Genomic DNA, 19,861 nt, shown 5'->3' on the forward strand with positions numbered 1-19,861 from the left:
CCGCTTGCGGCGCTTCTCCCAGCGAAATGCCGGACTCCGACCAGCCTGCCTGGCAACGCCCTGACGCCTTTCCCGCCGCCGGCGAAGGATGGGGCTGGGTCGACCGCAAGGGCCGCCGCCATGTCTGCGAGGGAATTGCCGAACTCTCGGCGGCGATCGTCGATGACGCCGGTGCCAGCGTGGACATGGTGTGGACGCCGGACCACCCGCACCTGGTCCTGCCCGAAGAGCTGCCGCCGCTGCTGCCGGCGCTGAAGGAAGCGCGGGTGCGCTGGGCCGAGTGGGAAATCCGCGAGGGGCTCAGCCAGATGAAGATCTTCGGCCTGTTCATGGCCGGCTTCGCCTTGTTCGCGTTCTTCACCCGGGGCGCCTCGGCCATGACCGGGACCCTGGGGCTGGCCCTCATCCTGTTCCTGATGCTCGGTTTCTTCCCGTGGTATCGCGGAAAAAAACGCCTGCGCCGGGCCCGGGCGTGGCGCGCCGAGGAAGGACTGCCCGACCTGGAAGGCCTGCGTTTCGAAACCTGGCTGATGGCTCAGAAGGCCCCGGTGACCAAGCTCATGATGGGCGCCATCGGCGTCGTGGCCCTGGTGCAATGGCTCGGCCCGCAGAGTCTGGCCGAGCAGGTGAAGACGGCCGGCCTGATCAAGCTCAACGGCCGCCCCGAGGATTGGTGGCGGCTGGCCACCGCGCCCTTCCTGCACGGGCATCCGCTGCACCTGTTCTTCAACGGCTCGGCCTTGCTCTACCTCGGCCGCCGCATGGAGGTGCTGGTGCGCTGGCCGCACGTGCTGCTGGTCTTCGTGCTCTCGGCATGGGTCGGCGGGGAATGCTCATCCCGCTGGGTGGAAGCGCCGTCCCTCGGTGCCTCGGGCGGCCTCATGGGCATGCTCGGGTTCCTGCTCGTGTTCGAGTGGTTGCACCGCCGATTGGTGCCGGAAAGCTCACGCCGACGCCTCATCGCCGGCCTGTTGCTGACGGCGGGCATCGGCATCGTCGGCTTCAAGTTCATCGACAATGCCGCCCACGGCGGCGGCCTGGTTCTCGGCATGGCCTACGCCTTCGGCGTGTTTCCTTCGTCGAATTCCGCCACCCGCCCGCGCCTGACCTGGGCCGACCAGATCGGCGGCGGGGCGGCGGGGCTGGTTTTCGTGGCCGCGGCCTTGTGGACGCTCGTCCGGATCACTTCCTGATCACGGCTTCCAGTCGGGATACTTCCGCTTGAGCTCCTGCTCGTATTTCCTGGCGTCCGCTTCCTTGCCGGCCGCCTTCAGGGCCTGGATGAGCTGGTAGTAGGCACGCGGTTTCACCACCTGGTCGCCATCGTCCATCAGCTCGACCGGCAGGATGTAGGCGCGGACCGCTTCCTGCGGCTTCTTTTCCGCCATGAAAATATCGCCGCGCACCAGGTTCAGCTGGGCCCCGGTGCGACCCTCGGGCCGCAGCGCGAGTCCTTCCTCCACGGCCTGGGTGGCCTTGTCGATCTTGCCCAGCTTCAGCTGCGCGGCGCCGCGGTCGGCCAGCCCGTCGGCCCGCCAGGCGGGGTCTTCCTCGACGTCGAGGGCATGGTTGATGGCGATCAGCGCGCCGGCCGGATCGCCGGAACGGAGGCGGGCCTTGCCAAGGAAGCGCCACACCTCCTTCGGGGCCAGCTCCGGGTTCTCGCTGTCCGCGATCAGATCGTAGAAGCGCGCGGCATTGAGAAAATCGCCGTTGTTGAAGGCCTGGTCGGCGGCCCAGCGGATCAGCGGCTCGGGCAGGTCGATGGCATAGCCGCCCTCGATCGCCTTGCCGACTTCGGGGATCAGCTCCTGCTGGTTTTTCTGCTGGAGGTAAACGAGGCACATCAACAGGCCCGCGTGCTTGTCATAGCGCTTCGGAGCCAGGGAACGGGCGCGGGTGAGGTAGTCGATGGCATCGCCCGGGCTGCCGGTTTTCACCAGGCCCCAGCCGGCCCAGTAGCTGGCCTTGGCGATGGCTTCGGGATCGGTGGTCACCTTGGCCTCGAGGAAGCGCTGATAGGACGCCACCATTTCCTTCAGATCCCCGTCGCGCTTGGCGATCTCGGCGGCATCGAGGTGGGCGATGGTGAGCAGGTTGCGGTCGTCCGAGGTGCTGAGCACCGCCTTGAAGTCCGCCAGCGCCGCGGCATCGGAACCGGTGCGGGAGTAGGCACGCCCGCGGGTGGTGCGGGCCATGGCGAGGCGCGGATCCTCGGAATTGGAGTCGATGAATTCGCTCAGCGACTTGATCGCCCCGGCGAAATCCCCGGCTTCGAAGAGGCAGCGGCCCCGCTGGTAGTTCAGACCCCTGCGGTTTTTGTCGGAGAGCATGCTGCCGTCGATTTCCCGGTAAACATCGGCCGCATCCTCGTTCTTGCCCTCCGAGAAGAGGGTTTCGGCCTTCATCAGCCGGGCGGTGTGGATTTTCGGGTCCTTGCCGTATTTCCGCCCGTAGAGCTGGAGAAACGCATCCACCTGCTCGAGCACATGGCGGCCCTCCACCCGGTAGAAGCAGAGCAGGCGGTAGTAGGCGGCATCGAAGGCCCGCTGCGAGGCCGGCGGCTCGAGGCGCTCCACCTCGCGGAACAACGGCAGCGCCTCGGCATTCCGGTCTAGCATCATGTAGGCGCGGGCGGCGAGCATCAGGCGACGGGCCTCGTTTTCACCCTCGCCGGTGGCCGTCGGGTTGCCGCGGAAGACCTCGATGACCTGCTGGTATTGCTTCTGCTTGAAGCGGGAGGCCATCATCGCCGTTTGGGCCGCGGCCCGCTGCTTGTCCATGCCGGGCGTGCGGAGGATGAGCTGGAAATACTGCTCGGACTTGTCGAACTGGCCGAGCTTGGCGGACGTCGCGCCCGCGGCCAGCGCCGCCTCGCCGCGGGTCTCGGCGGACTCGATCCTCGACTGCACCACCTCCTCGAACAGGGCCAGCGCTTCCTCGTTTTTGTCGTCGGCGGCCAGGATGCGGCCGTAGTCGAGCGCCGCCTTGGTGCGGTAGATGTTGCCGGGCTCGGGATCATCGATCACCGCCTTGTAGTGCCGGGCGGCGGAGCGGTCCTGATCGAGCAGCTCGTAGCTCTTGCCGGCGTAGTAGTGGCCGCGCAGCCGGTCGACCGGCTTGGTGGCGATGGAGGCCAGCTTTTCAAACAAGGTGGCGGCCAGCCCGTACTGCCGGTTGTTGAAATGATCGGCGGCCAGGGTGTAGGCGGCGGCGGCGGCGTAACGCCCTTTCCCGTAGCGGTTCAGCAGGGCGTGAAACGAGCGCTTGGCTTCGTCCACGTGGCCCGTGTTGTAGCACGACTGCCCGAGATACCACCAGGCGGCCTCGGTGTTCTCGTGGTTCGGGTTGTTGTTGATGTAGTCCGAGAAAATCTCGCGGGCCCGGTCGTAGAGGTTCAGCTGCGTCTGACCGCTGGCGCGCTTGGCCGATTCGTAGACGTTCCGCCCGTGCTGGAACCAGTCCTGCGCCGGATCCTGAACCAGAGCGGGATCGACGGGAACGGCGCGCGGAGGTTCCTGGGCGACCCCGGAAACGGGGGCGAGCAGGGCAAGGGTCAGCAGGCGGCGCATGGCGGGAGCATGGGGCGGCAGGGGCCGGATTGGCAAGCCGGGGGCGGGCTCAATCGAGGGAGCGACCCCAGCCCCGGAAATCGTGTGAAAATTCCCGTCTCGAGCCGCTCCGGTCGGAGTTTTGCGGCTTGCCCCGCCCTAGGCCGCCTGCCAACGGCGGGCGATCGCTTCCAGCGGCTCGGCATCCGGGCGTCCGGCGGCGGGGCCGAAATGGCGGGCCTCCAGGCCGAGGATTTCCACCTCGAGGGATTCCCGGAGCTCGGGCGACAGGCCGGGCTGCTCTTTCAACCGCTCCAGCCAGCCGAGCAGGGTCACGGGAGTGAGGCGAGAGGGCAGCGGCACGGCCGGCACCACCTCGACGGCCGGCTTTTTACGGCGGAAATAGTAGAGGACGGCGGCGGCGAGGGCGGCGAACAGCGCGAGGGCGAACACCCATGGCCAGACGCGCCGTCCGGTCACGCCGAGAGGCACCTCGGCCTCGACGGGCAGGAGATCGACGTCGTCGTAGATCTGTCGCGTCAGCCCGTCCTCCGCAGCGAGGTCCACTTTGGGTTCGGGAAAGGTGAAGCGGGCCGGCATCGCGCCGCCGGCGGGCTTCAGTTCGAGGCGCCATTCGTGCTCGGTCAGCGGCGCGAGGTCGTCGGCGTTGGCGTCGAGTTCGTTGACCTGGAGCTTCCGGTCCTCGATCGCGGTGGTTTCGAAACCCTTGACCGGCAGGGAAACGAGCTCGTCCAGCTCCGGCACAAGACCTTCCCCGGAGGCCCGGACTTCGAGGAACAGGCTGCCTTTTTCCGACTCGCTGCGGGCGTCCAGATTCTCGGTCAGTCGCAGGTTCCGGACGGGCCGCGGCGCGGCCTTGCCCGAGGCGTCGATCGGGATCTCCGCCGAGGTGATCGGCAGCACCACGTAGCCGGAGGTATCCTGGAAATCGAGATCGATCGAGAGCGGCGGAATGCGGTCGATCTGCGGGCCCTTCGGCTGGAGCAGGAGGTAGGCATAGGGAGTCAGGCGCCAGCCGAACTCGGGGTCGGTGCGGGACTCGACCTTGTCGGAATGGAAGGTGACCGAGATCACGTCGAAGGTCTCCGACAGGGCGGCGACGGCGGCCTTTTCGAACTTGTCGCGGTAATCCTCCGGCGGGCGGCCGAAGTTGTAGGCATACTGCGCGCCGGTTTGGTTCTGCAGGTAGCGCTGGAAGCCGCCGGCCTCGCGTTCGATCTCGCGGGTGTGGCGGAGGTTTACCTTCAGGCCGAAGGGCGAGGACGCGGACACGGTGTCGGGGCCGTCGAGGGTGGCGGACAACTCGATTTCGGTCACCAGGTCCCGGTAGTAGGCCAGCACGTCGGCGGCATCGCGGAAGCTTTCCTCCTCGCCGACGATCGGAGCCGCCGCCTCGAGGTAGCGCAGCTTGAGATCGGGCGAGACGTTGGCCAGCCGGTTGTTGAGGGTGGTGGCGAAGGCCTTCAGATGGCGCTCGCGCGATGCCTCCGGCAGCTTGGCCAGCGCCGCCTTGATCTTCGGGACCTCGCCCGGCTGGTTGGGATGATGGGCCTTGAGGGATTCCAATGAAGTCGATCCGAGCGCGGCGTAGAACCAGGTCTCGAACACGCTGGTGGTCTCCTCGTTTTCCGGCCGGGGCAGGGTGGAAAGGTAGTCGTCCGCCGCGGCGGCGAGCTGGTCGAGCGACTCGCGGACGATGCGGACGTGGTCGTTCTTCGGCTGGATCGATGAACGGTAGTTGCTCTCTTCGTAGCGCAGCGCGGCGAGCTGCACCTCGAGCCGCCACGGGTCCTTCGGCCGGCGGGCGAGCGCCTTTTCCACCAGCCCGATGGCGGCGGCGTAGCCATGGAAAATCTGCTCCTGCAGCTCCTTGTCCTTGCGCTGGGTCTTGTAGGCCTGCTGGAGCTTCGGGTCCGGCCACAGCTTGCAGAGGTTCAGCCGCATGCGCTCGACCAGGGCGGCGGTGACCGGGGCATCGAGCTGGTCGCTTTTTCCGAACACGCTTTCGATCGCCTCGACCCGCCAGACCTCGGCCTGGCTGTGGGAGGAAATGAAGGCCTCGGCCAGCGGAACGCTGAAATCTTCGTCAAGATCAAGGCCGCGGATCTTTTCGACCAGACCGGCCAGCTCCACCAGGTTCCGCTCCTGCTTCGAGCGCGTCAGCGGGATGGACTCGGCCTGATTATTATATCCGTAGTAGTAAAAGTAGCGCGAGCGGTAGTCCTGTTCGTCGTTGGGGTTGTGGTTCTGCGACCAGACCCGGATCGTCTCGCGGACCAGCTCGATGGCGAGGTCGCGATGGGTGGCGGCGAGTTCGGCGACCAACGGGATGGCGTTTTGCTCCTCCTTCACCTTGAGAAAAAGCCGCGCGGCCCGCTGGAGGGCGTCGATGCGGACGGTCGGCTCCACATGGGAAAGCCACGCGGCGTCCGGCCCGACCTCGATCATCGAGGCCGCCGCGATCGGGCGCGTGCCTTCGCCGCGGTAGGTGGCCGCGGGACGGGTGAAGAAGACGTTTCCCCAGTCATCGTACTGCGGCACCATGCGGCGGCTGTCGCTCTGGTCCTTGTTCTGGGTCACGTCCGCCTCATGGACCCACTGACGGGCGAAAAGCGTCAGGATCGGCGACCACTTTTCCGCGTCCACGCCGGGCGCGGCGAGCAGGGTGGCCACCGAGTCGTGCTGGAGTTTCAGCAGGTTCAAACGCTCGCCGGCATCGGGATTCTCGCGCGACTGGTCGGTCAGGGTTCCCAGCGTGGCGAGGATTTCCAGTCCCTCCGTCGAGCTGCCGCCGAAGGTGGCGGCCAGCCAGTCCTCGCCGGCTTTTCCCTCCAGCTCGGGAATCAACGAAAGCGCCCGGAACAGGGCCTCGGCGCGCTCGGGCGGCGGGGCCTTGTCGTCGGAAAGGAAGGAGGTCGAGATCTCCCAAGCCGTCTTGAGGGCGTCGTCGCCGGCCTTTTCCCGATCCTTCCGCCACATTTCGGCGCGGTGGCGGGCGATCAGGTTCAGCGCGTGGTGATTCGAGTCCTCGCGGGCCGCATCGATGGTCGGGAGAAACGGACCGGCTTCCTCGGTGAGCCCGGCCTCGAGGTAGAGCTCGGCGGCGCGGAGCCGGTTCTTCGGGTCATCGCCGCCGAGGTGTGGGACGCCGGCCGCGATGGCTTGAAAAAACGACTCCGGCGGCCGGGGCGATCTTGGGAAGACCTTCGCCAGCAGCGTCAGCGTTTTCGTGTCCGGTTCCTTCGGCGCGGCGGCCAGCAGGCCCAGGAAATCGGCTGGCGGCAGGAAGGGCTGCTGGGTGTAGGGCTTGGCACCGCTGGCCTGGAGTTCCTTCGAGGGATTCACCGAAACCGGCTGGGACAGCTTGGAGAGAATGGCCTGATATGCCTGCTGGCCGGCGTCGTCCGGCAGTCCGGCGAGGTAGTCACGAACCTGCTCCCAGCGCGACAGAGTGACGTCGCGAGCCAGCTTCGAGACCTCCGCTTTGATCATCTCCTCACCCTCCAGCTTGGGCGGCTCACCTTCCGACGCCTTTTCCCGCGACTCCATCAGCCGCGCTTGGAGAATCCCCGCCGCCGAGCGATCGAACTGGATCTGCTGCAGCATCTCCGTCCGCATCTCCTCCGGCGTTTTCTTTTTCTCCTGGCCTCCCTGCAGGAGCTGGCGAAGGCGGTTGAGGTCGATGTCCCCGGGCGGCGGGCCGGCGGCGGCGAGCGGGGAACCTAACAGGATGAGGGCCGCAAGGGCGAGGATCGCGTAGCGCATGAGGGGATCGTGTGGAAGCTGCGTTTAGGAACCCTCGCCATCGATCGGCGGACCCGAAGAGGCACCGCGGGCATCTTTCGGCAGCTTCTTTTTCCCGGGCTTCTTGCCGGGCTTGTTGCACTTGCCCGAGCAGCAGCCCTGGCACTGCTTGGGGATCGCCTTGCCGTAAAGCTCGGCCGGATCCATGCGCGCGAGCTTGATCGCCGACTCCAGCGCATCGGCCTGGCGGGAGGCCGCGGCGGGCGAGCCGGCCTGCTGCAGAAGCAGCTTCCTTTCCTGGCGGGCGGCGTCGATTTCCGGGCCCCATTCGGTTTCCGGCAGGCCCTCGAGCTTCATCAGATAGGTCATGTGGAAACGGGCGCTCGAAAGGGCTTCGAGCACGTCCGCATGCAGTTCGGGCTCGGCCGAGGCATCGACGCGGGCCAGCAGCTCCTCAAGCTCGCCGCGGGCCTCGGGCAGCTTGCCGGTCATCATGCGCGCCTTGAGCAGCTCCAGCTGGATGCGCTGGGCCTCCGAGCCGTGGCCCTCGGGCAGGGCGGCAAGCGCGGCCTCCAGCTCGGGGATCGCGGCCTCCCATTCGGAGGCGTCGAGGTGGGCGCGCGCGCGGTCGAGGGCGGCCCCGGAGTGATCGAGGGCCATCTTTTCCTGACCGGGACCGTAGTGGAACGCGACCAGTCCCAGCGGCAGAAGGCACCAGAGGGCAATGAACAGGATTCTCATGATGTCAGACAGGTTGGCAGATTCGGGATGATGTGGAAATCGAAAGATCGGGATCAGGCTCTAACGGCCAGGAAGGGAATCCTCGGGCGAGTGGGTCCGGGATGGAAGCGGGTGCCGAAGAGCAGCAGGGAAACCGGCAGCAGGCCGAGGACCAGCGCGCCGGAGGAGGTGGCAAGCAGCGCCCACTCGCGGCGGCCGAGCTGGTGGTCGGGATCGGCGGTGTCGAGCGATCCGAGCCGGCTGAGGGTGGCGGTCGGAACCAGCTTCTGGTTGGCATCGTGATACTGCCCGCCGAGCCGGTTGGCGATCTGGCGCAGCGTGGCGGCGTCCTGGCGGGAATTGCGTCCATCAATGAAGGTGCCTTTCAAGGGGTCGCCGACGCCGATGACCAGCACGCCCCCGACGGCCGGAGGCAATTTCGGCATGCCGGTCGGCGGGACCGAGTCGCCATCGCTCACCAGCACCAGCGTGGCCGATCCGCGCGGCCACTTTTTCGCCGTCTCGGCGGCCGCCGCGATGCCGTCGAGCAGCTTGGTTTTCCCGGAGGGGAAGGCGTAGTGCATCGGCAGGTCGTTGAGCAGGTTGTGGATGACCTCCATGTCCCGCGTTTCCTCGACCACCGGTTTGGCGCCATTGTAAACGGCGATCACGCTCATGAAGAGCCGGTCGCGAGCGACGCGGGCAAACACCGAGTCGAGCACCGCGCGGGCGCGGGCCGTGCGGCTTTCCTTGCCGTCCGGTCCGGCGTCCTGCAGCCGCATGGAGGGGGAAACATCGAGCACGATCAGCAGGTGCTCGCGGTCGGCGGGTTCGGTCTCGACCGGGATCGAGCGATGCGCGGCGGGCGGCAGCAGCAACAAGGTGGCCAGTCCCCAGACCAGCGCGGTGACCGATGCCACCCGCAGCGACGCGCCGAGCCGGCCAAGGATCGTCGGTTTCCCGGAGGGGCCGAAAACCAACGGTGCCACCGCGCGGACCCGGCGGTGATGGATCAGCTCCGCGGCGGCCATCAGTACGAGGGACGCCGTAGCAAGCAGGATGGGAACGAGGGTCACCATGGCGTGGCGCGGAGTCCGAAGAAGGAAAGCAGCTGGAGGGCGCCGAGGCCGAGGCCGGCGATGGCGAAGGGTTGGTAGAAATCGACCGGGTCCGGCGTGACGCGCTTGAGCGGCGCTTTTTTCATCTCGTCGATCCGTGCGAACACGGCATCGAGCGCGGCAGGATCGCCGGCGCTGAAGATTTCGCCGCCGGTGATCATGGTGATCGCGCCAACGGAATCCGAGGGCGCGCCCTCGGCGATGTGGATGGCGAAGACGGTGATATCATGGTCCTTGAGGCTCTGGGCGAGCGCCATGTCCTGGCCGTTGGAGAGGTCGAAGCTTTCGCCATCGGTGATCAGCACGATCAGCCGGTCGCCCTCGTCGCGGGACGTAAGCACCTTTTCCGCGGAGCGGAGGGCCATGCCGATCATGGTGCCGCCGAACCAGGGCGGCAGGTTTTCCGGGCGGAAAAACGGCGGCGCGCAGCGGAAGGCGGACACGTCGGTGGTCAGCGGGACCCAGTTCAGCACGCTGCTGCCGAAGATGGTCAGCCCGAAGGCGTCGCCCTTGCGATGGGTGATGAAGGAGTTCACCGCCTCCATCGCCGCATCGTAGCGGGTGGCGGACCCGTAGTCCGCCATCATCGAGCCGGAGACATCGAGGCAGAACTGGATGTTGGTCATCTCCCGCTCCGAGCGGGGCTGTTCGAAACGACGCGGCCCGGCGAGGATGAGGATCGCCACCGCCAACAGCAGCGCCGGCAGGGTGTCGGCGCTGTTGAGGAGAAAAGCCAGCAGGCGTCGGCGTCGGAGCGGGGCGTGATCGAAGGGCAGTGGTACCCGATGACCGCCGCGACGCCACGCGTGCACCGCCAGCCCGATCGGCAGGAGCAGCAGCACCAGCAGCCATGGATGGGCGAAAATCATGACCGGTAGGGCGCCAGCAAGTCGTCCAGATTGTCCGGCCGCGTGCGGTCGGGCGCGTGGATCCAGCGTTCGAGCGCGAGCAGGAGAGGGGAGGCCTCGTCGTGGCGACGCAGCTGGACCAGCGCCTCCGACGGCGGAAGTCCGGCGATCGCGGGAATCCGTTCCCGCCAGTAGCCGATGACGAGCCGCTCCAGCTTGGCGCGGCCCTCGGCATCAAGGTCGCCGGTCGAGGCGGCGGCGACCAGCGGCTGGAGGCGTTCCGCGAGCGACGGCGGCGGGGCCTGGTTTTCGGAAGTAGTCGGCTTTTTTCTCCGCACCAGAATCAAGGCCAGCAACCCGGCCAGCCAAAAGACGCCCGCGATAACGAGGAAAGTACGATATCCACCGAACTTCGGCAGCGGCGCGGGGGCGAGGTCCTGCGGAAGCGGCGGGCCCTCGGGCAGGTCCGTCGTGATCGTCAGCGGAATGGCGGGGAGGTCGGAGCCTTCGAGGAAATCGGCGAGATCGTAAGAGCCGGGATCGAGGCCTTGGACTTCAAAGTCGTAGCGGAAGCCGTCGGCCGCAGGGCGGACGTCGAGCACGCGGACGACCAGCGGCGGCTCGCGATCGCGGCGGGGAGCCGGAGCGACCTGATCGCCGGGGATGTAGATTTCCTCGATCCGCAGCGGCTGGCCGACGCGGGCCATCGGCCCCTCCTCCGCGACGAGCGGCGCGACGAGCAGCAGGATCAGGAAAAGGAGACGCATGGGTGGCAGGTCAGCGGCGCTTGAACACGCCGCGGGCTCTCAGAAAGTGGCGCACGGCACCGAGGAAGGGCCGGTCGGTGTAGATCAGGAAGTGGTCGATCGAAGCCCGCTTGAAGGCCTCGGTGAGTCGCTCGCTGCTCGAAAGCAGGTGCCGGCCGTGGGCCAGCAGCTCGCGGCCGGACTCGACCTCGCGGGCGCGGAACAAGCCGGCGCCGTGGAGCATTTCCTCGGCCGGATCGCGAAACACGAGGGCGATGACATCGTGGCGGGCCCCGAGCACTTTCATGGCGGCAAGCGCGTCGGGGTCGTGGAAATCGCTGAGCACCACCACGAGCGCGCGTTGCCGCAGCGAGGGCTCCAGCGAGAGCAGGCGCGCGGCGAGATGGGTGGGCTCGTCGAAACGATATGAGCGCAGGCCGTGGAACCACTGCAGCAGGACATCGCGCGAAAGCGACGGCTGGATGCGCAGGTCGCGGCCGCCGATGCCGAGCACGCCGACCGGTGACACGCGGTCGATCGAGGCCAGCGCCAAGCCGCCCGCGACCTGGAGGGCGAGCCCGTATTTCCCCGGCGGACGGGAGGCGAGCGCCATCGAAGCCGAGGTGTCCACCGCCAGCCACACGGGCATCTGACGCGGGGTTTCGTGCTGCTTGACGTGGGTCTTGCCGGTGCGGGCGGTGACGCGCCAGTCGATGGATTTCACCGGATCGCCGGGCTCGTAGCGGCGACTCTGGACGTATTCGAGGCCTTGCCCGAGAAACGGACTACGGTCAGTGCCGTAGCTCAGGGAATCGGCCACGCGTTTCACCGCCAGCAAGAACTGGCGGCTGTCGAGCGGCTGGACGTCGAGCTGCGACTGCATGGCGGCGATCAGGAAATGGACTCCTCAAGGATGTTCTGCAGCGTCTGCGCCGCGGTCTTGCCCTCGGCCAGCGACTCGTAACTCAGGCGGATGCGGTGCAGCATGACGTCCTCCGCCAGCGCGAAAAGATCCTCGGGCACAACATAGTCGCGGCCATGCAGAAGCGCGCGGGCCCGGGAGGCCTTGAGCAGGGAAATGCCGGCCCGCGGCGAGCAGCCGAGTTCCAGCTCGGGGTGGTGGCGGGTGCGGTCGACCACGTCGACGACGTGCTTGAGGAAGACATCGCTGACATGGACCGAGTTGGCGGCCTCCATCGCGGCCACCAGGTCGGCTTCGCTGCCGATGGCCTCCTCGCGGATCATGTCGAACTCGGTCTTGGCCACGGCACCGGCGCCTTCCTTTCGTACGCCGAGCTTGAGGTTGCGGCGGAGGATTTCCTCCTCGTCGTCGACGCTCGGATAGCCGAGCCGGTGGCAGAGCATGAAGCGGTCGAGCTGGGCCTCGGGCAGCTCGAAGGTGCCGCTTTGCTCGATCGGGTTCTGGGTCGCGATGACGAGGAAGGGCACGGGCAGCGCGTAGCCTTGGTTGCCGATGGTCACGCGGCGTTCCTGCATCGCCTCCAGCAGGGCGCCCTGGACCTTCGGCGCGGCGCGGTTGATTTCATCGGCCAGCAGGAGGTTGGTGAAAACCGGGCCCTGGTGGGTGCGGAAGTTGCCGGTGCGCTCGTCGAGGATTTCCGAACCGAGGATGTCGGAGGGCAGCAGGTCGATGGTGAACTGGATGCGCCGGAACTGCAGGTGCATCGCGCGGGCCATGGCGTTGACGAGCAGCGTCTTGGCGAGCCCCGGCATGCCTTCGAGCAGCAGGTGGCCGCTGGTGAGGAGGGCGATGAGCATCCGTTCGACGACCACCTCCTGGCCGACGACGATGGTTCCGACCCGTTCCCGGATCGCGCTGAGGAAGGTGGAGGTGTCGCCGCTGGCGGGGGGAGAAGTGGAACTCATCGGATCAAATAAACGCCTATCAGGAACTAGATGGCGGAAAGCCGATGATTTGTCTGTAAATCTTTGCTGGCAAGGTCATCCAAGGTGGATGCCGCAGGGAGTTATGGCCGAAATTTCCATGTGGTCAGCCAGGCGTGCGGAGGGTAATCTGCATCCCATGTCGGACATGGATCAGATCCGCGATGCCGCCGCCAATCTTCCGAATCTGGAGAGGGCGGAGCTTGCCGCTTTCCTTCTCGATACCCTGGAGGAAGCAATCTACCTCGTTGATGATGAAGAAGTCGTTCGGAGGTCCGGGGATCTTGACTCCGGAGCCGTCGAGGGGATTACGCGTGAGGAGTTTCGCAGGATCTGCGGGCGCTGAGGCCGGATGACGAAGAAGCTCGTTTTTCACCCGCGGGCGGCGAGTGATGCCCGTGAAATAGGCCTGCGTTATCGACGCGTTTCGGAGGCCTTGTATGAGCGTTTCTGGGACGAACTCGAGAAGGCCATCGACAAGGTAGCCCTCAATCCGGAACGTCATCACTTCGATTCCTCAGGCTATCGGCGATGCAACCTCGGGAAGTTTCCCTACCATCTTCTGTTCGAAGAGAGGCTGGATTGCAACCGGATCATTGTGGTCCGGCACGATCATCGAGACCCGCGCTTCGGCCTGCGACATCGGTAAGCGACGAAGGCAACTCACTCCGCCGGCTTCGGCGTCTGGGTGGCGAAGGAGATGTTCCAGATGCCCGAGCGCTGGCAGACGTCCATGACTTTCACGATCTCTTGGAATTGCGTGGTGGCGTCTCCGCGAATCCTGACGGGCTGGTTTTCGTGCTGGGCCGCGATTTCCGCCAGAGTGCCGGCGAGCTGGTCGAGGGTTTTGACCTGACCCCACACGGACACGGTGCCGTCGGTACGGACATTGAGGATGATCTCGCCGAGCACCCGCTGCGGATCGGCGCCTTCCTCGGAGGTCGGCACGGCGATCTTGAGGTCCATTTCCTCACGGGAGAACTGCCAGGTGACGATGAAGAAAATGAGCAGCAGGAACACGATGTCGATCATCGGTGCCAACTGCATGCCGGCGGGCGGCGGGATTCGGTTCTGGAACTTCATCAGATCCCGTGGAGATCAGGTCGCTCGCCGGCCAGCGGCGAGGGCAGGGGCATCGCATACTCGTCGCGGCGGACCGGCTCCGGGGGGCGGTTCGACGGCTGCTGCTGGAGCTGGACCTGCGAGTGGAGCATGGCCATCAGGTGCGTGGTGGCCGCTTCCAGCTCGGAAACGTAGCGCTGCACCCGCCCGCGGAAGAGCGAGTAGAAAACCAGTGCCGGGATGCCGATGCTGAGACCGGCGGCGGTGGTGATGAGCGCCTGCGACACGCCGGACGCGAGCTCCATCTGCTTCACGCCCTCGAAGTGCCCTTGCGAGATGGAAAGGAAGCTCTGGATCATGCCGATCACCGTGCCGAGCAGGCCGACCATGGGCGCGATCGAGCCGATGTCCGCCAGATAGGTGATGCGCGAGCCGAGGATGCCGGCCTGGCGCGAGCCCTCCGACTCGGCGATTTCCCGGACCTCGGAGAAGGAGACCGTCTCGTTGCGGGTGAGGAACTCGAGGCTCTTCTGGGTGATCCGCGCCATGCACTGGCTCTGGCGGTGGCAGTAGCCGATGAGCCCCTGGAAGTCGCGCTTCCGGATCAGGGCCTCGGCGGTGTTCATGAAACGATCGCTGACCACGGCATTGCGGCGGATGGTGAGCAGGTAGAGGAGGATGAGCACCATCGCCGCGATCGAGAGCAGGGCGAGCGGGTACATCATCGGCCCGCCGCTATCGATGAGCTGCATGAAATCGAAGCTCATGCCCTCGGCGGGTGGTGTCTCGTCGGCGGCCGCGGCCGGCAGGACGAGCGCGAGCGTCGGGATGAGGAAATGGAGTGCTTGCCGCGTCATGAGTGGGGTTGCGCAGAGCTTAGCGGCCCTCGCGGGCAACGCAAGAACCGCGCCCGGAGAGCGATACGGGCCCGCGGGCTTGTCTTTTCATGCGCCGGGGGCCTGTGGAATCGGCGGGGTGGCGAGGTAGCGGGTGGGATCCGGCACGCCCGCCAGCAGGAAGGCCTCGCGGCGCTCGACGCAGGTGCCGCAGGTACCGCAGTGGATGTCGCCGCCCTTGTAGCAGGACCAGGTGTCGGCGAAATCGATGCCCAGCTCCGCGCCGCGGCGGGCGATCGCGGTCTTGTCCATGTCGATGAAGGGCCGCAGCAGTTCGACGCGGGCGTAGGTGCCCTCGCGCATCGCCTGGGCCATGCCGGCCATGAAGGGCTCGCGGCAATCGGGGTAAATGGCGTGGTCGCCGGAGTGGGCGGCGATCACCAGACCCTCCGCGCCGGCGCTTTCGGCGAAGCCGCACGCGATCGCGAGCATGATGCCGTTCCGGAACGGGACCACGGTGCGCTTCATGTTGTCCTCGGCGTAGTGGCCGTCCGGGATTTCGCCGCCGCTGCCGAGCAGGTCGGACTGGAAAAGCCGGTCCATGAAGCCGAGCTCGATCGTCTCATGGCGGACGCCCGCCTTTTCCGCGTGGAGGCGGGCGAAGGGGATCTCGCGGGCGTTGTGCTTCGAGCCGTAGTCGAAGGACAGCGCGGCCACGACCTCGTGCTCGTTGAGCGCCTGGTAAAAGGCGGTCACGGAGTCCATGCCGCCGCTGAGGAGAACGACCGCCTTCATGCCTCGGGATGGCTGGCCTCGCAGGTGAGCTGGATGCCTCCACGGGCGCCGAATTTTCCGGAAACGTGGAGTTCGACCGGATCAAGCGCGGCGACCAGGTCGTCGAGGATGCGGTTGACGATTTCCTCGTTGAAAGCCGGAAGGTTGCGATACGAAGCCATGTAGAACTTCAGCGACTTCGTTTCCACGCAGCGCTCGCCGGGGACATAGCGGATCACGAGGTGGGCGGTGTCCGGCTGGCCGGTCACGGGGCACAGCGAGGAAAACTCCGGGCAATCGAGGTGGATCCAGAACCGGCGGCCGGGCCGGCAGTTGGGAAAGGTCTCCAGCTTCGCCTCGTCGGGCGAGGCTGGCAGGCGGTTCTCGGAGTGACCGAGGAGCGTCAGGTCGTTGGCGTTCACGGCGGCGAAACTAGGACGCTCCGGCCGCCGTGTCGATGGCGGGAAAACTCAGCGCGCGACGGCGTTCAGCCGCGTGAACTGGGCCAGAAGCCGGTCAGTCTGCGCGCTGTAGTTGCGCACGCCGATCATGCCCGAGGAGAAGGTCGCGTCCTCGGTCTCGATGACCCTTTTCCCGTCGAGGAAAACCCGGATCCGGGGACCGATCGCCTCGACCTTGAGGCGATAGTCGTGGTCGGCATCGATCGGGCCGTGGAAGGTGCCGAGCTCGGTCCAGTCGCCATCGGCGCGGCCGAGGATCACGCGGTCGTCGCTGGCGCTGATGCCGGCGTAGTAGCCGTGGTAGGCATCGCTGCCGAGCGCCGGCGTGTGGACGCGGAAAATCAGCCCGGAGTCGCCGGCATCGCCGACCGAGACCGTGCCCTCGTATTCGAGGTCGGCGAAGTCGGTGTCCACCGCGACCGCCTTGACGCCGTGCGAACCGAAGGAGCCGGAGTGGGCGTTGGTGGCGGGTTGCAGCCGGCCATCGAGCACGAACCAGCTCCCGCCGTAGGTCAGCCAGCCGTCGAAGTTGCCGTCGGAAAAATCATCGCTGAAGCTCTTCGGCGCCTCCTTTTCCCCGAGCACCGGGAAGCTCGTCACGCGCAGCATTTCACTGCCGAAGGGGACCAGCGTCAGGTCCTCCAGCGGCTGGTCGGAGCGGACCGGGCTGGTCGGCGGGTCGTTGGCCAGCCGGCCGTGCCAGGCGAGGTCCCAGCCGGGCAGCCGCTTGCCCTTCACCTTGGCGTGGATCGGGGTGGTCTTCGGGTCGAAAGGATTGCCCTCGAGCGGCTTCGCCTCGACCTCGATCGAGGCCGCGGGTTGGGCGGGATCGACCTCCAGCGCGTAGTTCCAGGGCGAGGTGGGATCGATGCGGAACGAGTCGAAGCCCTCCCGCGAGGCCTTGGCGATCGACTGCCAGTGCTCATCGACCTTCAGCGACAGCACCAGCGGGCCGTAGCGGAAGGAAACGGAGTGCTTGATGCCGGTCTCGGACTTCACCTCGCGCGGCAGGTGGAGGACCAGCGTGTCGCCGTCCTTCCACTCGCGTTCGACGCGGGTGGAGAAACCGTCGGCCTTCTCGCCGTTGAGGGCGATCTCCGGGGTCTCGCACCAACCCGGTTGACGCAGGTGGAAGGCGAAGGTGGCCGGTTTTTCCGGATGGAACACGAAGCGGACCTCATCGCCGAAGGGGTAACTCGTCTGCTCCTCGATGCGCACCCTGATGCCGTTCGGAAGTACGGTGCTCACCGTGGTCGGAGCGTAGACCAGCGGCGCAAGGCCGCCGTCGGAGGTCGCGGCCCACGAGTTCTGGGCGAGCTTCGGCCAGCCCATGTGGAAGTTGTAGCAGCAGCAGGGGAAGCCGGAGATGGGCGACGGGTTGGTGGCGTTGTGGTGATCCTGGTCGTAGCCCTTCGGCCCGAAGGCGGCGATGACGTTGTTCGGCACGCAGTAGTAGACGTGCTGGTGGATGTTCGGGGAAAGCGAGCCGGGCAGGAGGTTGTAGGCCATCAGCTCGAGGTGATCCTGGATGGCGGGATCGCCGAGGATGCGGGCCACGGTGGCATCGCTGAGCATCCGCTCCACCACCGAGCACAGCTCGATGCCCTCCACCGTGCTGCGCCCGGCGAGGAACTCGGTGCCGGAGTTGATGCCGACCGCGAGCCCGTGGTCCTGCATCAGATGCTCCTGGCCCTTGGCGTAGGCATGCTTGTCGGCCTCGTCCTTTGAAAGCTGGGAATACACGGCCGGCATCTTCAGGGCCTGCGGGATGTTCACCCCGTGCCGCGGCTGGAATTCCTCGAACATGAGGAACCGGTTGTTCGTGAAGATGTCGGTCCACGGGTAGGCCTGCTCGGCCAGCAGTTTCGCCACCGGCAGCAGCGATTCATCGCCGGTGTGGTTGTAGAGCCAGAAGATCGTGTCGATGTCGTCGCCGGCCCGCGATTTCCCCCAATCGCGCAGTGGTCGGCCCGGCAGCTCACGACCCATGTGCTGGAAGTATTTCGTGAGGAAAGGCAGCACGCGCTCGTCGCCCGTGGCCTCGTAGTAATCGCGCAGCAGGTAGTTCACCACCATCCGCGGCCACCAGTCGTCATTACTAGACGGACCGTAGAAGCCGTCCTCGCGCTGGCTGGCGAGGATGGGCTCGATCCATTTTTTGACCTCTTGCTTGAGCGAGTCGTCCTCCAGTCCCCAGGCCAGCGGGATCAGTCCCTTCACGTAGTAGGGACCCTTTTCCCAGTCCTCGCCTTGGCCGCCGCGCCAGGCGGAATCGGGGGAAACGGCGGGCAGCAGCTCCTCGGCGTGACCGGTCAGGCCGTTGCGCTGCAGTTCCATCTGTTCGCGCAGCCAGCCCTCGGGTTTCACACTGCCCAGCGGCAGGGCGGTCATCGGCACCGTCTCCAGCGGCGCACGGTTCGGGACCGGCGCCTTTTGGCCGTAGGCCGGCACCACGAGCAAGGCGAGCAGGGGAAAAAGTCGGATCATGGACGCTCGATGGAGAGGTTCTTGAAGCAGGCGTGGGTGTCGACCACCCGGAGGCCGAGGGTGCCGTGGGACCAGGTGTCATCCTCGGTCTCGATCAGGGTTTTTCCATTCACGGAAACGGTGATCTTTTCGCCACGGGCGGACACGGCGAGCAGGGCTTCCCGCTGGGTTCCGAGGCGGACGCTTTCGCGCGCCAGTTCGGTCCATGCGTTGCCGTCCGTTTTTCCGAGGATCACCGCCTCCTGGCCGGGCAGGATGCCGGCGAAATAGCCCTTCTGCGCATCGAAGCCGACGGTCGGATCGGTCACGCGGAAAAGCAGGCCCGCATCGCGGTCGCCCTCAATGAAGTGGATGTCGACGCTCGCGGCAAGATCGGTGAAATCGCCCCCGCGGAGGACCAGCTTTTCGCCCGAGCGATAGCCGTTCACCGGCTCCTTCGGCACCACGCCGAGATGCGCGCCATCATCGCGGACGGCATAGAACTGCTGGTGGCCGTAGTAGGCGAAGTCGTTCTGGTCGGCGGCGTCGGTGAGCTTCGCATGGTAGGGCAGGGAAACGGATGGCGTTTTGGTGCCGGACGGAACCTCGATCGGCGATCCAGCCTCCACCGGCTCGCCAAAGTCGGGAAGGCCGTCGTTTCCGAAGGAAAACGGCTGCACGAAGATCGCGCGCTGCCAGCCATGTTGGCGCGAGCGCTTGGCGTGGAAGGCGTGCCACCACTGCTTGCCATCCGGGCTTTTCACGAACGACCCGTGGCCCACGCCGTAGGTGTTTTCGGTGCTCTTGAAGACCGGTTCGGGAAACTTTTTCCAGCTCGCCGGATCGAGCGGATCCTTGCCCGTGAGTTCGAGCATGCCGAGCTTGTAGGTGGTGTCCCAGGAGGCACCGCAAGAGTAGGTCAGGAACGTGCGGCCCTCGTGCTCGAGCAACTGCGGGCCTTCATTCAGCCCGCGGGATCCCTCGCGCTCCTCGGTGCGTTCCCAAAGGTAGTCGTCGTTGTCGCACAGCAGCACCCGCGGGCCGGACAGCTCGGTGGGCGACTTCATCGGCGCGATGTAAAGATACTGCTGGTCGGTGCCCGGCGCGTCCCAGCCCGACCAGATGGCGTAGAGCTTGCCCGCGTGCTCGAACACGGTCATGTCGATCGCCCAGAGGTTCGGGGACTTTCCGTCCTCGCCCTCGCCGGTGGCGAACGGGCCGTGAAGCTCGTATTCGCTGAGCGGGTCGGAGGTTTTCGACTCCAGCACGTAGGCGAGGTGGTTGGCGTTGTTGCCATCGTCCGCGGCGAAGTAGATGTACCAGTGGCCGTCGATGAAGTGCGCTTCCGGGGCCCACACTTCGCGGGAGTAGGGGCCTTTCTCCGGCGCATGCCAGATGACGTGTTCGGTCCCGAGCGAGGTCGGGGAGTCCGTCAGCCACAGCGAGACCTGTCGGTTTCCCGGTGCCTGGCACCAGGCGTACTGGTCGCCCTGGCGGGTCAGCCAGGGGTCGGCACCTTCACCGATCGGGTTCGTGAAAGTCTCGGCCGCGAGCGCGGGGAGCGCCGCGAAGAGCGTGAAAATCAGGGGTTTGGCAGCAAGCATCGTGG

Annotated in this window: 17 protein-coding genes; 2 read left to right on the top strand and 15 right to left on the bottom strand. The window is 66.4% G+C overall.

The window, feature by feature from the left end; translation table 11 throughout:
• Positions 1 to 26: 26 nt before the first annotated feature.
• Positions 27 to 1,193 carry a rhomboid family intramembrane serine protease gene (locus ABXH26_RS12150; protein ID WP_353567343.1) on the top strand — a complete coding sequence of 389 codons (1,167 nt, stop codon included), beginning with the start codon at positions 27 to 29 and terminating at the stop codon, positions 1,191 to 1,193.
• Here the strand turns inward: ABXH26_RS12150 and ABXH26_RS12155 are convergent, their stop codons facing one another.
• The 9 genes from ABXH26_RS12155 to ABXH26_RS12195 form a co-directional block, all read right to left on the bottom strand.
• Complete coding sequence (locus tag ABXH26_RS12155; protein WP_353567344.1) at positions 1,194 to 3,572, bottom strand: tetratricopeptide repeat protein; 2,379 nt, start codon at positions 3,570 to 3,572, stop codon at positions 1,194 to 1,196. It abuts the gene before it with no gap.
• Positions 3,573 to 3,710: 138 nt separating this feature from the next.
• Complete coding sequence (locus ABXH26_RS12160; RefSeq protein ID WP_353567345.1) at positions 3,711 to 7,337, bottom strand: hypothetical protein; 3,627 nt, start codon at positions 7,335 to 7,337, stop codon at positions 3,711 to 3,713.
• A 24-nt stretch (positions 7,338 to 7,361) separates the two neighbouring features.
• Complete coding sequence (locus ABXH26_RS12165; protein ID WP_353567346.1) at positions 7,362 to 8,057, bottom strand: hypothetical protein; 696 nt, start codon at positions 8,055 to 8,057, stop codon at positions 7,362 to 7,364.
• 53 nt (positions 8,058 to 8,110) lie between these two features.
• Entirely contained in the window at positions 8,111 to 9,115 is a 1,005-nt protein-coding gene (locus ABXH26_RS12170) for a vWA domain-containing protein (RefSeq protein ID WP_353567347.1), read from the bottom strand.
• On the bottom strand, positions 9,109 to 10,023 hold the full coding sequence (locus ABXH26_RS12175) for a vWA domain-containing protein (RefSeq protein ID WP_353567348.1): 915 nt from the start codon (positions 10,021 to 10,023) through the stop codon (positions 9,109 to 9,111). The genes ABXH26_RS12170 and ABXH26_RS12175 overlap by 7 nt, the downstream gene beginning before the upstream one ends.
• Entirely contained in the window at positions 10,020 to 10,769 is a 750-nt protein-coding gene (locus ABXH26_RS12180) for a hypothetical protein (protein WP_353567349.1), read from the bottom strand. Before ABXH26_RS12180 ends, ABXH26_RS12175 begins: the two co-directional genes overlap by 4 nt.
• 10 nt (positions 10,770 to 10,779) lie before the next feature.
• Positions 10,780 to 11,631 (bottom strand): DUF58 domain-containing protein, encoded by an 852-nt coding sequence (locus ABXH26_RS12185; protein ID WP_353567350.1) that lies wholly within the window; start codon positions 11,629 to 11,631, stop codon positions 10,780 to 10,782.
• A gap of 8 nt (positions 11,632 to 11,639) precedes the next feature.
• Positions 11,640 to 12,635 carry an AAA family ATPase gene (locus ABXH26_RS12190; RefSeq protein WP_353567351.1) on the bottom strand — a complete coding sequence of 332 codons (996 nt, stop codon included), beginning with the start codon at positions 12,633 to 12,635 and terminating at the stop codon, positions 11,640 to 11,642.
• Between the two features lie 124 nt (positions 12,636 to 12,759).
• Positions 12,760 to 13,158 carry a hypothetical protein gene (locus tag ABXH26_RS12195; RefSeq protein WP_353567449.1) on the bottom strand — a complete coding sequence of 133 codons (399 nt, stop codon included), beginning with the start codon at positions 13,156 to 13,158 and terminating at the stop codon, positions 12,760 to 12,762.
• On the opposite strand from ABXH26_RS12195, the gene ABXH26_RS12200 reads away from it, so the two are divergent.
• Entirely contained in the window at positions 13,063 to 13,302 is a 240-nt protein-coding gene (locus ABXH26_RS12200; protein ID WP_353567447.1) for a hypothetical protein, read from the top strand. The two genes, ABXH26_RS12195 and ABXH26_RS12200, sit on opposite strands and share 96 nt — an antisense overlap.
• A 14-nt stretch (positions 13,303 to 13,316) precedes the next feature.
• On the opposite strand, the gene ABXH26_RS12205 is transcribed toward ABXH26_RS12200, so the two are convergent.
• From ABXH26_RS12205 to ABXH26_RS12230, 6 genes are all read right to left on the bottom strand, one after another.
• A complete protein-coding gene (locus ABXH26_RS12205; RefSeq protein ID WP_353567352.1) occupies positions 13,317 to 13,736 on the bottom strand; it encodes an ExbD/TolR family protein in 420 nt (139 codons plus the stop codon).
• Entirely contained in the window at positions 13,736 to 14,572 is an 837-nt protein-coding gene (locus ABXH26_RS12210) for a MotA/TolQ/ExbB proton channel family protein (protein WP_353567353.1), read from the bottom strand. The genes ABXH26_RS12205 and ABXH26_RS12210 overlap by 1 nt, the downstream gene beginning before the upstream one ends.
• 87 nt (positions 14,573 to 14,659) lie before the next feature.
• Positions 14,660 to 15,346 carry a 7-cyano-7-deazaguanine synthase QueC gene (queC, locus tag ABXH26_RS12215; RefSeq protein WP_353567354.1) on the bottom strand — a complete coding sequence of 229 codons (687 nt, stop codon included), beginning with the start codon at positions 15,344 to 15,346 and terminating at the stop codon, positions 14,660 to 14,662.
• Positions 15,343 to 15,702, bottom strand: coding sequence for a preQ(1) synthase (gene queF / locus ABXH26_RS12220; protein WP_353567448.1), 360 nt, complete (start codon positions 15,700 to 15,702; stop codon positions 15,343 to 15,345). The genes queC and queF overlap by 4 nt, the downstream gene beginning before the upstream one ends.
• Before the next feature lie 93 nt (positions 15,703 to 15,795).
• Complete coding sequence (locus tag ABXH26_RS12225) at positions 15,796 to 18,273, bottom strand: beta-L-arabinofuranosidase domain-containing protein (RefSeq protein WP_353567355.1); 2,478 nt, start codon at positions 18,271 to 18,273, stop codon at positions 15,796 to 15,798.
• Entirely contained in the window at positions 18,270 to 19,856 is a 1,587-nt protein-coding gene (locus ABXH26_RS12230) for a family 43 glycosylhydrolase (protein WP_353567356.1), read from the bottom strand. Before ABXH26_RS12230 ends, ABXH26_RS12225 begins: the two co-directional genes overlap by 4 nt.
• Positions 19,857 to 19,861 lie beyond the last annotated feature (5 nt).

Origin of the sequence: Haloferula sargassicola (assembly GCF_040362925.1) — a bacterium.
Taxonomy (GTDB): Bacteria; Verrucomicrobiota; Verrucomicrobiia; order Verrucomicrobiales; family Akkermansiaceae; genus Haloferula; species Haloferula sargassicola.

What these genes read in the sequence shown, in the direction of transcription:
- ABXH26_RS12150 (WP_353567343.1), top strand. Translation starts at nt 27, where the DNA reads ATGCCGGACTCCGACCAGCCTGCCTGGCAACGCCCTGACGCCTTTCCC.
- ABXH26_RS12155 (WP_353567344.1), bottom strand. Translation starts at nt 3,572, where the DNA reads ATGCGCCGCCTGCTGACCCTTGCCCTGCTCGCCCCCGTTTCCGGGGTC.
- ABXH26_RS12160 (WP_353567345.1), bottom strand. Translation starts at nt 7,337, where the DNA reads ATGCGCTACGCGATCCTCGCCCTTGCGGCCCTCATCCTGTTAGGTTCC.
- ABXH26_RS12165 (WP_353567346.1), bottom strand. Translation starts at nt 8,057, where the DNA reads ATGAGAATCCTGTTCATTGCCCTCTGGTGCCTTCTGCCGCTGGGACTG.
- ABXH26_RS12170 (WP_353567347.1), bottom strand. Translation starts at nt 9,115, where the DNA reads ATGGTGACCCTCGTTCCCATCCTGCTTGCTACGGCGTCCCTCGTACTG.
- ABXH26_RS12175 (WP_353567348.1), bottom strand. Translation starts at nt 10,023, where the DNA reads ATGATTTTCGCCCATCCATGGCTGCTGGTGCTGCTGCTCCTGCCGATC.
- ABXH26_RS12180 (WP_353567349.1), bottom strand. Translation starts at nt 10,769, where the DNA reads ATGCGTCTCCTTTTCCTGATCCTGCTGCTCGTCGCGCCGCTCGTCGCG.
- ABXH26_RS12185 (WP_353567350.1), bottom strand. Translation starts at nt 11,631, where the DNA reads ATGCAGTCGCAGCTCGACGTCCAGCCGCTCGACAGCCGCCAGTTCTTG.
- ABXH26_RS12190 (WP_353567351.1), bottom strand. Translation starts at nt 12,635, where the DNA reads ATGAGTTCCACTTCTCCCCCCGCCAGCGGCGACACCTCCACCTTCCTC.
- ABXH26_RS12195 (WP_353567449.1), bottom strand. Translation starts at nt 13,158, where the DNA reads ATGACGTTCCGGATTGAGGGCTACCTTGTCGATGGCCTTCTCGAGTTC.
- ABXH26_RS12205 (WP_353567352.1), bottom strand. Translation starts at nt 13,736, where the DNA reads ATGAAGTTCCAGAACCGAATCCCGCCGCCCGCCGGCATGCAGTTGGCA.
- ABXH26_RS12210 (WP_353567353.1), bottom strand. Translation starts at nt 14,572, where the DNA reads ATGACGCGGCAAGCACTCCATTTCCTCATCCCGACGCTCGCGCTCGTC.
- queC (WP_353567354.1), bottom strand. Translation starts at nt 15,346, where the DNA reads ATGAAGGCGGTCGTTCTCCTCAGCGGCGGCATGGACTCCGTGACCGCC.
- ABXH26_RS12225 (WP_353567355.1), bottom strand. Translation starts at nt 18,273, where the DNA reads ATGATCCGACTTTTTCCCCTGCTCGCCTTGCTCGTGGTGCCGGCCTAC.
- ABXH26_RS12230 (WP_353567356.1), bottom strand. Translation starts at nt 19,856, where the DNA reads ATGCTTGCTGCCAAACCCCTGATTTTCACGCTCTTCGCGGCGCTCCCC.